This is a genomic window from Variovorax sp. Sphag1AA, assembly GCF_014192575.1.
Taxonomy (GTDB): domain Bacteria; phylum Pseudomonadota; class Gammaproteobacteria; order Burkholderiales; family Burkholderiaceae_C; genus Variovorax.
This window is the reverse complement of sequence record NZ_JACHYC010000002.1, coordinates 956,485-968,880: the sequence shown is the minus strand read 5'-3', so window position 1 is coordinate 968,880 and position 12,396 is coordinate 956,485. Positions and strand designations below refer to the sequence as shown.

The window sequence follows — 12,396 nt, the reverse complement described above, 5'->3', positions numbered from 1 at the left end:
CAGAACCCACGAAAAGGAGCACACATCATGAAGAACCGCTCTCCCCTTCCCCTCATTGCCCTGCTGGCCGCGCCGCTGATGCTGCTGGCCACACCCGCGCAGGCCGCGCTGCGCGTCTTCGCCTGCGAGCCCGAATGGGGCGCGCTCGCACAGGAACTCGGTGGCAATCTCGTCGACGTCTCGGTTGCGACCAACGCACTGCAGGACCCGCACCAGATCCAGGCCAAGCCGAGCCTGATCTCCCGCGCGCGCAGTGCCGACCTCGTGGTCTGCACCGGTGCAGAACTGGAGATCGGGTGGCTTCCAGTGCTGCTGCAGCAGTCGGGCAACGCCAAGGTGCAGCCCGGCCAGCCCGGCAACTTCGCGGCCGCCGACTTCGTGCGCAAGCTCGAAGTGCCCACGCAGGTCGACCGCTCGCAGGGCGACGTGCATGCGGCAGGCAATCCGCACATCCAGACCGACCCGCGCAACATCGCACTGGTCGCGACGGCGCTCGACAAGCGGCTTCAGCAAGTCGATCCGGCCAACGCGGCCGAATACGCCAAGCGCGGCGCCGACTTCAGCCAGCGCTGGCAACAGGCGATGACGAAGTGGAGCACGCAGGCCGCGCCGCTCAAGGGCGCGCCGGTGGTCTCGCAGCACAACGCCTTCGTCTACCTCTACGACTGGCTCGGCATGAAGGAAGTCGCGGTGCTGGAGCCCAAGCCGGGTGTCGAACCGACCGCATCGCACCTGCAGGAGGTGCAGGCCGCCCTCAAGGGCACGCCCGCGAAGATGGTGATCTACGCCGCCTACCAGGACTCGCGGCCTTCTGACTGGCTCAGCAAGAACGCGGGCGTTCCGGCGGTCAAGCTGCCCTTCACCGTGGGCGGGACCGACGGTGCGAAGGATCTGTTCGGCCTCTTCGACGACACGCTCGCGCGGCTGCTCGGCGCGGGGACGAAGTCGTGAGCTGGAGCGCGCTCGACGCGGGCATCCTCGGCCCCGCACTGATCGCCGGTCTGCTGGTGCTGGCCACGCACGTACCGCTCGGCATGCAGGTGCTGGACCGGGGCATCGTCTTCATCGACCTCGCGATCGCGCAGATCGCAGGTCTGGGTGTGATTGCCGCCGATGCAGTCGGACTGCCCGAGGGCGGCGTCGCGGTGCAGGCAGCGGCCGTGACCGCGGCGCTGTTCGGCGCATGGCTGCTGACGTGGACCGAACGCCGCGCGCCGCAGCAGCAGGAGGCGCTGATCGGCGTGATGTTCATCCTCGCGGCCTGCGCCGGCATCCTGCTGCTCGCAAGCAATCCGCATGGCGGCGAACATCTCAAGGACCTGCTGGTCGGCCAGATCCTGTGGGTCAACAACACGCAACTGCTGTGGCTCGGCGGCATCTCTGTCGTGCTGCTGATCGCAATGCGGCTCGGCTGGATCGAGCGGCTGGGCCGCTTCGGCTTCTACGCGGCCTTCGCGCTCGCGGTGACCGCCTCGGTGCAGCTCGTCGGCGTGTACCTCGTGTTCTCCAGCCTCATCATCCCGGCGCTCGGCACGCGTGCGCACTTCGGCGCGCGGCGCCTGCGCATCGCGTACACCGTGGGTGCGCTGGGGTACGCGCTCGGCCTTGCGCTGTCGGCGCTGTTCGATCTGCCCTCGGGCGCGGTGATCGTGTGGACGCTCGCGGCCTGCGCGCTTGTGGGCGCACTCATGCTGGGGCCGCGCCTCGATCACAGCTTGTAGGTCGACAGCAGGATGCTGGTTTCGCTGTTCGAGATCCCCGGGATCGAGCGGATGGCGGTCAGCACCCGGTCGAAGGCTTCGAGCGTGTCCGCGCGCAGTTCGGCCAGCAGGTCCCATCGGCCGTTGGTCGAATGCAGCGTGATGACGTTCGGATGTCCCCGCAGCGCGCGGCGGACCTCGTCGCCGTTGGGGCCGTCGACCTCGATGCTCATCATGGCGCGGATGCGGTAGCCCTCCGCATCGGGCCGCAGTCGCACCGTGTAGCCGACGATGGTGCCGTCGGCCTCCAGCCTGGCGATGCGGTTCTGGACCGTCGCGCGCGCCACTCGCAGCTTCTGCGCCAGCGCGACGACGGACATGCGGGCGTCGTCCCTCAGCAGTGCGATGAGTTGGCGGTCGATGTCATCCATGACGTGGCATTTTGCTATTTGAGCGAAGCAAACTGCAAGCTTCGGCGCTGGATTTGACAGGTTGAAGGGTTCAATCTGGCACCACTCGACGGAACAATGAGCTCATCCAGGCAACGCCCTGTATGCCGCAAGGAGAGCCTCATGACCCGCTTCATCGATGTACCCACCATGTCCCGCCTGATCCAGGACGTCGGCGTGATCCCGTTCATCGGCCAGCTCTCCGACGTGATCCGCGAGGACTTCATTCGCTGGGCCGACTTCGACAAGTCGGCCCGCATGGCAAGCCACTCCGACATCGGCGTGATCGAACTGATGCCGGTGTCCAGCGCCAAGACCTACGCCTTCAAGTACGTCAACGGCCACCCGAGCAACACCTCGAAGGGCCTCTACACCGTGATGGCCTTCGGCGTGCTCGCGGAAGTCGACACGGGCTACCCGGTGCTGCTTTCTGAACTCACCGTCGCGACTGCGCTTCGCACTTGCGCGACTTCGCTGATGGCGGCACGCGCACTCGCACGGCCGGACGCGCGACGCATGGCATTGATCGGTAACGGCGCGCAAAGCGAGTTCCAGGCGCTGGCCTTTCATGCGCATCTGGGCATCGACGAGATCGCGGTCCACGACGTCGACCCGCGCGCCACGGACAAGCTGCTTCGCAACCTCTCGGTCTATCCCGAGCTGAAGCTGATCCGCTGCGCATCGACCGCGGAAGCTGTGCGCGGCGCCGACATCGTGACCACCGTCACCGCCGACAAGACCTACGCGACCATCCTCACGCCGGAGATGATCGAGCCCGGCATGCACATCAACGCGGTCGGCGGCGATTGCCCCGGCAAGACCGAGTTGCACGTCGATGTGCTGCGCCAGGCGCGCGTGTTCGTCGAATACGAGCCACAGACGCGGATCGAAGGCGACATCCAGCAGTTGCCGAAGGACTTTCCCGTGGTCGACCTGTGGCGTGTGCTCGCCGGCATCGAAGCCGGACGCCAGCACGCCTCGCAGGTCACCGTCTTCGACTCGGTGGGCTTCGCGCTCGAGGACTACTCCACGCTGCGCTATGTGTTCGACCAGGCCATGTCACGCGACATGGGCGTCGATGTCGAACTCGTGCCCTCGGCCGACGACCCGAAGGATCTGTTCCGCTACACCCGCTCCAATGCTTCGCGCGCAGTGATGCGCCGCGTGGCCTGAACGCCCATCCAGCAAGAGAAAGGAAACGCACGCATGTCCAGGCTTCATTCCATCCAGGCGCCTTCCGCGATCGTGATGATTCGCCCGCACGGCTTCACGCCCAATCCGGAGACCGCGGCGGACAACGCATTCCAGACGCGCGCCGAGAAGGAAGCAGCGCAGGCGATCGCGCAATCGGCCTACCGCGAAGTGACCGCGGCCGCCGAGCGCCTCGAAGCCGAAGGCGTTCGCGTGCATCTCTTCGAGGATCGCGGCGAGCGCGACACGCCGGACTCGGTGTTTCCGAACAACTGGTTCTCCACGCATCCGGGCGGGCATGTCGCGCTCTTTCCGATGTACTGCGAGAACCGTCGCCGCGAACGTCGCCCCGAGATCATCGAGGCGCTGAAGGCCGACTACCGCGTGCAGGAAGTCATCGACTATTCGGGCCTCGAGCATGACGGCCTCTTTCTCGAAGGCACCGGCGCGATGGTGTTCGACCACATGGCGCGCGTCGCTTACGTCGCGCGCTCGAACCGCGCCGATCCGGTTGCGCTGGAGCGCTTCAGCACGCACTTCAACTTCGAGCCGATCGCGTTCGACACCTGCGATCAGAGCGGCCGTCCGGTCTATCACACCAATGTGCTGATGTGCGTCGCGACCGAGTTCGCGATGGTGGGCCTTGACCTCATCCCCGACAGCCGCCGAGCCGCTGAAGTGCGCGCACGGCTCGAAGAATCAGGGCGCGAAGTCATCGCGTTGAGCGCCGAGCAGATCGCCGACTTCGCGGGCAACGCGATCGAACTGTCAGGGCGAGACGGCCGCATCCTCGCGCTCTCGCAGCGCGCGCATGACAGCCTCACCGCGCAGCAGAAGGCGGTGATCGAGCGCTCGGCGCGACTCGTGCCGCTTTCGGTGCCGACGGTGGAAATGGCAGGCGGTTCGGTGCGCTGCATGATTGCGGGCATTCACCTCGCACCGAGGCAACGCGACCCAGTGCGTCTGCACTGATGTCTTGCGCGCAATTTGTCGTGCATGTTGCGATAGCGCATTCGCTCAAGACACCGGGGCCAATTCCTACACCCCAGCGCAGCCGTCTCCAGAGAATGAAGTTCACCAATCACTGAAAGGTGGACATCATGAAGACGAGACTCTGGATCACGGCCGCGACTGCCACCGCCATCATGACGCTGGCGGGCTGTGCAGCAGGACCGAACGAGCAACTGGGAACGGCCGGCGGCGCAGTGGGTGGCGCCGTCCTTGGCAATGCGATCGGCGGCAACACCGCATCGACGGTGGGTGGCGCGGCGATCGGCGGCCTGATCGGCAACCAGGTTGGCCGTAGCGCCGATCAGCGCAACTACGACCGGCAGTACTACCCGAGCAACAGCTACTACCCGAACAACGGACCGCGGTATTGACCTCCCCCAGGCTCGCGCACTGCGTGTCGCTCTCCACCCCCTCGCCGGGGGCAACCCCGGTGGCCCGGCCTAGCCGGTTCCACGGGGTTTCTGGAACAACAAAAAGCGCGCCTGGGCGCGCTTTTTGTTTTGGGGTGCTCCTCGCTGTTTAGCGTGCTGTGGAGGCGCTTCTTGAGCCTTTCCATGCGCCGAAGATGGCGATGAGGCCGGGGATGAGGATGAGGCCCCAGATGATCTTCTCCAGATGCTCGCGGACGAGCGGCAGGTTGCCGAAGAAATAGCCGGCGGTGGTGATGCCTAGCACCCAGATCAATCCGCCCACGACGTTGAACATGGTGAACTTGCCGCGGGTCATGTCGGCCACCCCGGCCACGAAGGGCGCGAAGGTGCGAATGAAGGGCATGAAGCGCGCGAGGATGATCGTGATGCCGCCGTAGCGCTCGTAGAAGGCATGCGCCTGGTCGAAGGCCTTGCGGTTGAAGAAGCGGGAGCTTTCCCACTGGAACACCTTCGGACCGAAGTAACGGCCGATGCTGTAGTTGCACTGGTCGCCCAGGATTGCGGCCACAAGCAGGATCGGCACCGCGATGCCGTAGCTCATGAGTCCCGCGCCGCTGAGCGCACCGACGATGAAGAGGAGCGAATCGCCCGGTAGGAAGGGCATCACGACAAGGCCCGTTTCGACGAACACGATCAGGAACAGGAGGCCGTAGACCCACATGCCGTAAGTCGCCACGAAGGCTTCGAGGTGCTTGTCGATATGCAGGATGAAATCGACGAGAAAGCTGATGATTTCCATGGCGCGCATTATCACGACTGCAACAAAGGCACCCTTCTAGAATGCCCCCGTGAGCGCACTTCCCTCTTCCACAGCCCCAGAAATGCGGCGCCCGATCCGCGAACTTCCTGACGAACTCATCAGCCAGATCGCGGCGGGCGAAGTGGTGGAACGCCCCGCGTCGGTGATCCGCGAGCTGCTGGACAACGCGCTCGACGCGGGATCACGGCAGATCACGGTGCGACTCTCGGCCGGCGGCGTTCGCCTGATCTCCGTCGAAGACGATGGCACCGGCCTGCCGCGTGACGAGCTTCCGCTCGCATTGCGCCGCCACGCCACCAGCAAGATCACGAGCCTCCACGATCTCGAAACGGTCGGCACGATGGGCTTTCGCGGTGAGGCGCTCGCGGCAATCAATGCGATCGCGGAGCTCAGCATCCAGTCGCGCTTTGTCGGCGCAGACAGCGCCTTCGCACTCGACGGCCGCACGGGCGAACTGCGCCCGGTGGCGCGCGCGAACGGCACGACGGTGGAAGTGCGCGAGCTTTTCTTCGCGACGCCTGCGCGCCGCAAGTTCCTCAAGACCGACGCGACCGAGCTCGCACACTGCATCGAGGCCGTTCGCCGTCACGCACTCGCGCGGCCCGATGTCGGCTTCTCGATCTGGCATGAAGGCCGCCTCGTCGAACAGTGGCGCGCCGCGGCCACGCTGGAGCAGCGGCTTGCAGACACGCTGGGCGACGACTTCGTGAAGCACAGCGTGGCGGTCTCGCGCGAAGCGGGCCCTGTGCGCGTCACCGGCCGCGCAGGCATTCCCGATGCGGCACGGTCGCGCGCCGACCAGCAGTTCTTCTACGTCAATGGCCGCTTCGTTCGCGACAAGGTGCTTGCCCACGCGGTGCGCAGCGCTTACGAAGACGTGCTGCATGGCCAGCGCCAGCCGGTGTATGCGCTGTACCTCGAGATCGATCCGGCGCGCGTCGACGTCAACGTGCATCCGACCAAGATCGAAGTGCGGTTCCGCGACGGCCGCGAGGTGCATCAGGCGGTGCGTCATGCGATCGAGGACGCACTCGCAGCGCCGCGTGCGGGCGATGCGGTTGCCGCACCTGCCGAGCCCTTCTTCAAGCCGCGCGCACTGCCTGAAGCGGCTTCGTGGACGCAACCCGCGATCCCCTTCGCCTCCGAGCGCGGCCTTGGCGATGCGGCGGCGATGTGGCCCGCCTATCGCAACGAATCGGCTACGCCGGTGGCGCTTGGGACATCGGATGCCCGCGCAACGCCCGCGCCGGCAATGCCAGCATTCGTGCCGACTGCACAAGCGCCTGAAAGCATCGCTGCAGCTCCCGAAGGAAGCTGGCCGCTGGGCCGCGCACTGGCCCAGTTGCAAGGCATCTACATCCTCGCGGAGAACAGCCAGGGCCTCGTGATCGTCGACATGCATGCGGCCCACGAGCGCATCGTCTACGAACGCCTCAAGACGCAGCTCGATGGTGCATCCATCGCGAGTCAGCCGCTGCTGATTCCGGCCACCTTCGCGGCCACGCCACAGGAAGTCGCGACGGCCGAAGCCTGCGCTGCAGTACTGCCTTCGCTCGGGCTGGAAATCTCGCCGTTTTCACCACGCACCCTCGCGGTGCGTGCCGTGCCCAGCACGCTGGCGGACGGCGACCCGGTCGAACTCGCGCGCAGCGTTCTCGCCGAACTGGCCAACCACGACGCCAGCACCGTGGTTCAGCGCGCCCAGAACGAGCTGCTTTCGACCATGGCCTGCCACGGGGCGGTGCGCGCCAACCGCAAGCTGACCATCGACGAGATGAATGGGCTGTTGCGCCAGATGGAAGCCACGGAACGGTCCGATCAGTGCAACCACGGCCGGCCCACATGGCGCCAGTTGTCGGTTCGCGAGCTCGATTCGCTCTTCATGCGCGGTCGCTGAGCGAACACTCACCACTCTTCTTTTCCTTACCTCGCTTACATCCGGCGGTTTTCGGGCCCTGGATGCGCGTACAGCCGCGCCGTACCTAGGGTTTTCCGGGGTCATCGGGATGGCGGGCACAGCCGTTGCATGAAGTCTTTCGTTGAACTTTCCGGCCGAGCCCCAATCCTTCGACGTTCATGAAACCCTGGTCCCTGTATGCATCCGCTACCGCCCTGGTCGCCCTGCTGGCAGCAGGTTGCTCGACGCTCGACGAACGTCAACGCGAATGGATCTTCCAGCCCAGCGACCGAAGCTGGGGCAATTCGGAAGCCAGCAGCGTGGGCATGGATGACGTCTGGATCGAGTTCAAGTCCTCCCTGACCGGCGAGCCCGTGAAGCTGCACGGCCTCTGGCTCGGCCGCGCGCCGCAATCGCCAGACCAGCCGGTCATGCTCTACCTGCACGGCGCGCGCTACAACGTGGCCGGTTCGTCGCCCCGGATGCGGCGGATGAACGAACTGGGCTTCTCGGTCCTTGCGATCGACTACCGCGGTTTCGGCAAGAGTTCCAAGGGCCTGCCTTCCGAAGACTCGGCGCGCGAGGACGCGCTCGAGGCCTGGAAGTGGCTCGCCGCGCACCATCCCAAGCAGCCGCGCTACATCTTCGGCCATTCGCTCGGCGGCGCGATCGGCATCGATCTCGCATCGCGTGTGAACGACGAGAGCGGCACGATCGTCGAAAGCACCTTCACGTCGATCGCCGACGTGGTCAGCAGCTTCAAGTGGGGATGGCTGCCCTTCGGCCCCTTCATCACGCAGCGCTTCGAGGCGATCAGCAAGGTCAAGGACATCGGCGCGCCGCTGCTCGTGGTGCATGGCACGGCCGACAGCCTCATCAATCCGACCCTCGGCCGCAAGCTCTACGACGCGGCCACCGTGCCGAAGATGTTCGTGCTGGTCGAAGGCGGATCGCACCACAACCTCAATTCGATCGGCCAGGCGCAATACCGCTCCGCGCTCACGCAACTGTTCCGCATGCACGAGCCGCCGCTGGTGCCGCCGTCTGACATGGCCGCAACCCAACCCGCGCCCACCGTCGCGCACAGCGCATCCACGCCTTCGCTCTGACGCGGGCTTTGTTACCCTTGGGCGCATGCCGCCCCCTGCCGCACAGGCCCTTTCGTCCTCCTCCAAGACCTCTCCTCGCACCGCTGGCATGCCGGCGGCGCTGGTCGTGCTCATGCTCGCGCTGCTGCTGGGCATCCAGCCGATCACGACCGATCTCTACCTGCCCGCACTTCCCGCGCTGACGGCAAGCCTCGGCGCGCAGATGGCGCATGCGCAACTCACGCTGAGTGCACTGCTGCTGGCGTTCGGCAGCTCGCAGCTCGTCTTCGGACCGCTGTCGGACCGGTTCGGGCGGCGGCCAGTGCTGCTATGGGGACTGGGCGCCTACGTGCTCGCGAGCATCGGCAGTGCCGTTGCACCCTCCATCGAAGTGCTGATCGTCTGGCGCACGCTGCAGGGCGCTGCCATGGGCTCGGCCGTGATGGCGGCACGCGCGATCGTGCGCGACCTCTACCAACCGGCCGAGGGTGCCCGCGTCATGTCGCGCGCACTCACCGGCCTGGGCGTCATCGCCTGCCTGTGCGCACCGACGGGCGGGCTGGTCTCCGACCTCTTCGGGTGGCGCTTCGCGCTGCTGGTGCCGACCCTGTTCGGCGCGGCCACGCTGGCGCTGATCGCATTCCGGTTCAGCGAGACGCTCCCGGCGCGCAACCCGGACGCCCTGCGCTTCGCCACGCTGGTCCGCACCTGGGTGACCGTGCTGCGCAACCCGACCTTCCTTGCCTTCAGCGCACTCACGACGTCGGCGTACGGACTGCTCTTCACCTTCCTGGCTTCGTCCTCCTTCGTCTTCATCCAGGTGCTCGGGCTCACGAAGACGCAATACGGGCTCGTGATGCTCTGGAACTCCGTCGCCTACATCGCCGGCACCTTCGTCTGCCGACGCTGGCTCGTGCGCTTCGGCGTTCGCGGCAGCGTGGCACGGGCCGGCGTTCTCACGCTGGTGGGCGGCACCGCGATGGGCGCGCTCTCGCTGGCAGGCGTGCAGTCGGTCGCGGCGATCGTGGCGCCGCTCACGCTCATGATGCTTGGCCACGGCGTGCATCAGCCCTGTGGACAGACCGGCGCCGTCGGCCCCTTTCCGCAGGCGGCAGGCGCGGCGTCGGCACTCAATGGTTTCATCATGATGCTGGCCGCCTTCGGCATCGGTGGCTGGCTCGGCGCGCGCATGGACGGCACGGTGATGCCGCTCACGCTCGGAATGTGGTTCTGGAGCGTGTGCATCGCGATCGTCGCGTGGACGGCCGTCCGCAAGTATGGGGACGGGCATGACCGCTGATCGCAACGCCGTGCCGCGATACGTTGCGCTGGCCGGACCGACCGCATCAGGCAAGACGGCAGCGGCACTCGCCGTCGCACGCGCGCGACCGGTGGAGATCGTCAGCGTCGATTCGGCGCTGGTCTATCGCGGCATGGACATTGGCACAGCCAAGCCCACGCGCGAAGAACGCGCAGAGGTGCCGCATCACCTGATCGACATCATCGACCCGCGCGAGTCCTACAGCGCAGCGGCCTTTGTTCAGGATGCACGGCGGCTCATCGTCGAGATCACCGCGCGCGGAAAGCTGCCGCTGCTCGTGGGCGGCACGATGCTGTACTTCAAGGCACTCGCCGAAGGCATTGACGCCATGCCGGCCGCGGACCCCGAGGTGCGAAAACGGCTCGAAGCCGATGCCGCTTCGCTGGGCTGGCCTGCGATGCACGCGCGGTTGGCAGAAGTCGATCCAGTCACCGCCGCACGTCTCGCACCCAATGACAGCCAGCGAATCCAGCGCGCGCTGGAGGTATGGCACACGAGTGGCCAGCCACTGTCGAGCTTCCATGCTGCCGGCAACACCGGCGCGCTCTCGACGGGATGGCCACCCGCGGCGCTGATTTCGCTCGAACCCACAGAGCGCGCATGGCTGCATGAACGCATCGCGATGCGCTTCGATGTGATGCTGGCCTCAGGCTTCATCGACGAGGTGCATGCGCTCCGCGCGCGCGGCGATCTGCACGCCGACCTGCCCTCGATGCGCTGCGTTGGCTACAGGCAGGCATGGGAAGCACTGGATGGTGACTGGCCCATGGCCGAACTTCGCGAGCGCGGCATCGCAGCCACCCGCCAGCTCGCCAAGCGTCAGATCACCTGGCTGCGCAGCATGCCGCAGCGCCACGTCATCGCGGCCGAAGCGCCCGGTGCGATCGAGCAGGTCGTGCAGCAGGTGGCGCGAATCGCATGACATTGCGCATCGTTGATCTGGGCAAACACTACGGCGACGTGCCTGTGTTCGAGCATGTATCGCTCGAAGTCGCAGCCGGTGAATTCGTGGCGATCGTCGGCGAATCGGGCGTCGGCAAGTCGACGCTGCTCAACTGCATGGCCGGCCTCGACCATTGGGATACCGGCAGCGTCGTGCACGACGGCACCGACATCGGCGCGCTCGATGCCGAGGCACGTGCCATCTGGCGGCGCAGGCACGTGGGCTTCGTGTTCCAGGCCTTCCACGTGCTGCCGCACCTCGACGTGTCGCAGAACGTGGCGCTTCCGCTGATGTTGCTCGGCGAGCGCGGCCCGGCTGCCGACGAGCGCGTGGCACGGATGCTCGATGCGGTGGGACTCGCCGGGCTCGGCGACCGTCTGCCGCAGCAGCTCAGCGGCGGCCAGTTGCAGCGCGTTGCGATCGCGCGTGCGCTGGTGCACCAGCCCTCACTGCTGCTGGCGGACGAGCCGACCGGCAATCTCGACCCGACCACCGCCGCGCGCGTGCTGGAGGTGCTGCTCGCACAGACGCGCGAGCATGGCGCGGCGCTGGTGTTGGTCACGCACTCCGAAGCCGCGGCGGCGCGGGCTGATCGGGTGCTGCACCTGAGCGCGGACGGCGTTCGCTAGGCAGCCTGTCCGGCAAGCAGCGCCGCGAAGCGCGGCAGATCGACGTTCCCGCCGCTGATCACCACGCCCACGCGTGCGCCCTTGATCGCATCGCCCGCGGCACAGGCACCGGCGAAGGCGAGGCATCCCGTGGGCTCGACAACCATCTTCATCCGCTCGGCGAAGAAACGCATCGCCTCGACGAGTTGCGCGTCGCTGACCGTCACGATGTCGTTCACGTCCCGCTTGATGATGCCGAAGGTGTATTCGCCCAGGTGCTGCGTCTGCGCGCCGTCGGCGATGGTCTTCGGGGTGTCGATGTGGACGATGCGCCCTTCGCGCAGCGAGCGCTGCCCGTCGTTTCCGGCCTCGGGCTCGACGCCGTAGATCTGGCACTGCGGCGACAGCGCGCGCGCCGAAAGCGCCGAGCCGCTGGTCAGCCCCCCGCCGCCAAGACAGATGTAGAGCACATCGAGCGGCCCGGTCTCCTCGATCAGTTCCTTCACCGCCGTGCCCTGCCCCGCGATCACGTCGGGATGGTCGTAGGGCGGGATCAACGTCATGCCGCGCTCCTGGGCGAGCTTGCGCGTGAGCGCCTCGCGGTCTTCGGTGAAGCGGTCGTACTGCACCACTTCCGCGCCGTAGCCACGTGTGGCGGCGAGCTTGGCCGCAGGTGCGTCGTTCGGCATCACGATCACCGCCGGCATGCCGAGGATGCTCGCGGCGAGTGCCACCGCCTGCGCATGGTTGCCGGACGAGAACGCGATCACGCCCGCCTTGCGCTGCGCGGCATCGAATCTCGACAACGCATTGAACGCCCCGCGGAACTTGAATGCGCCCATGCGCTGGAAGTTCTCGCACTTGAAGAAGAACTGCGCGCCCCAGCGTGCATCGGCGGTGCGCGAACGCAACACCGGCGTGCGGTGGGCATGACCATGGATTCGCCCGGCAGCGGCAATGACGTCGTCGTAGGTGGGAAGTGGATGCATATCGGCCT

At 66.6% G+C, this 12,396-nt stretch carries 12 protein-coding genes and 2 pseudogenes; 10 read left to right on the top strand and 4 right to left on the bottom strand.

Annotated elements, in window-relative coordinates:
* Positions 1-27: 27 nt before the first annotated feature.
* Together FHW64_RS11165 and FHW64_RS11160 are read left to right on the top strand one after the other, a co-directional pair.
* Positions 28-951: a metal ABC transporter solute-binding protein, Zn/Mn family gene (locus tag FHW64_RS11165; protein WP_184525965.1), complete on the top strand. Its 924-nt coding sequence runs from the start codon at positions 28-30 to the stop codon at positions 949-951.
* Positions 948-1,721: a metal ABC transporter permease gene (locus FHW64_RS11160; protein WP_184525963.1), complete on the top strand. Its 774-nt coding sequence runs from the start codon at positions 948-950 to the stop codon at positions 1,719-1,721. Before FHW64_RS11165 ends, FHW64_RS11160 begins: the two co-directional genes overlap by 4 nt.
* Here FHW64_RS11160 and FHW64_RS11155 read toward each other — a convergent pair.
* On the bottom strand, positions 1,709-2,131 hold the full coding sequence (locus tag FHW64_RS11155) for an Lrp/AsnC family transcriptional regulator (RefSeq protein WP_184525961.1): 423 nt from the start codon (positions 2,129-2,131) through the stop codon (positions 1,709-1,711). The two genes, FHW64_RS11160 and FHW64_RS11155, sit on opposite strands and share 13 nt — an antisense overlap.
* A 141-nt stretch (positions 2,132-2,272) precedes the next feature.
* On the opposite strand from FHW64_RS11155, the gene FHW64_RS11150 reads away from it, so the two are divergent.
* The 3 genes and pseudogenes from FHW64_RS11150 to FHW64_RS11140 all read left to right on the top strand — a co-directional run.
* A complete protein-coding gene (locus FHW64_RS11150) occupies positions 2,273-3,322 on the top strand; it encodes an ornithine cyclodeaminase (protein ID WP_184525959.1) in 1,050 nt (349 codons plus the stop codon).
* A gap of 33 nt (positions 3,323-3,355) precedes the next feature.
* Entirely contained in the window at positions 3,356-4,312 is a 957-nt protein-coding gene (gene ctlX / locus FHW64_RS11145; protein ID WP_184525957.1) for a citrulline utilization hydrolase CtlX, read from the top strand.
* A gap of 128 nt (positions 4,313-4,440) precedes the next feature.
* Positions 4,441-4,647 (top strand): annotated as a pseudogene (locus tag FHW64_RS11140) (glycine zipper 2TM domain-containing protein); the annotation flags it as partial.
* Here FHW64_RS11140 and FHW64_RS34825 read toward each other — a convergent pair.
* Together FHW64_RS34825 and FHW64_RS11135 are read right to left on the bottom strand one after the other, a co-directional pair.
* A pseudogene (locus tag FHW64_RS34825) lies at positions 4,621-4,776 on the bottom strand (hypothetical protein); the annotation flags it as partial. The pseudogenes FHW64_RS11140 and FHW64_RS34825 overlap by 27 nt on opposite strands.
* A gap of 94 nt (positions 4,777-4,870) precedes the next feature.
* A complete protein-coding gene (locus FHW64_RS11135) occupies positions 4,871-5,521 on the bottom strand; it encodes a DedA family protein (RefSeq protein ID WP_184525953.1) in 651 nt (216 codons plus the stop codon).
* A gap of 49 nt (positions 5,522-5,570) precedes the next feature.
* Between FHW64_RS11135 and mutL the strand changes: the two genes are divergently transcribed.
* The 5 genes from mutL (at position 5,571) to FHW64_RS11110 (ending at position 11,420) form a co-directional block, all read left to right on the top strand.
* Positions 5,571-7,439 (top strand): DNA mismatch repair endonuclease MutL, encoded by a 1,869-nt coding sequence (gene mutL, locus FHW64_RS11130; RefSeq protein ID WP_184525951.1) that lies wholly within the window; start codon positions 5,571-5,573, stop codon positions 7,437-7,439.
* 179 nt (positions 7,440-7,618) lie between these two features.
* Complete coding sequence (locus FHW64_RS11125; protein ID WP_184525949.1) at positions 7,619-8,548, top strand: alpha/beta hydrolase; 930 nt, start codon at positions 7,619-7,621, stop codon at positions 8,546-8,548.
* 25 nt (positions 8,549-8,573) lie between these two features.
* Positions 8,574-9,827 carry a multidrug effflux MFS transporter gene (locus FHW64_RS11120; protein WP_184525947.1) on the top strand — a complete coding sequence of 418 codons (1,254 nt, stop codon included), beginning with the start codon at positions 8,574-8,576 and terminating at the stop codon, positions 9,825-9,827.
* Positions 9,817-10,770 (top strand): tRNA (adenosine(37)-N6)-dimethylallyltransferase MiaA, encoded by a 954-nt coding sequence (miaA, locus tag FHW64_RS11115; RefSeq protein ID WP_184525945.1) that lies wholly within the window; start codon positions 9,817-9,819, stop codon positions 10,768-10,770. The genes FHW64_RS11120 and miaA overlap by 11 nt, the downstream gene beginning before the upstream one ends.
* The gene (locus FHW64_RS11110) at positions 10,767-11,420 is read left to right on the top strand and encodes an ABC transporter ATP-binding protein (RefSeq protein ID WP_184525943.1); all 654 of its coding nucleotides are present in this window, start codon (positions 10,767-10,769) and stop codon (positions 11,418-11,420) included. Before miaA ends, FHW64_RS11110 begins: the two co-directional genes overlap by 4 nt.
* On the opposite strand, the gene FHW64_RS11105 is transcribed toward FHW64_RS11110, so the two are convergent.
* Entirely contained in the window at positions 11,417-12,388 is a 972-nt protein-coding gene (locus tag FHW64_RS11105; RefSeq protein ID WP_184525941.1) for a threo-3-hydroxy-L-aspartate ammonia-lyase, read from the bottom strand. The genes FHW64_RS11110 and FHW64_RS11105 overlap by 4 nt on opposite strands.
* Positions 12,389-12,396: the final 8 nt, after the last annotated feature.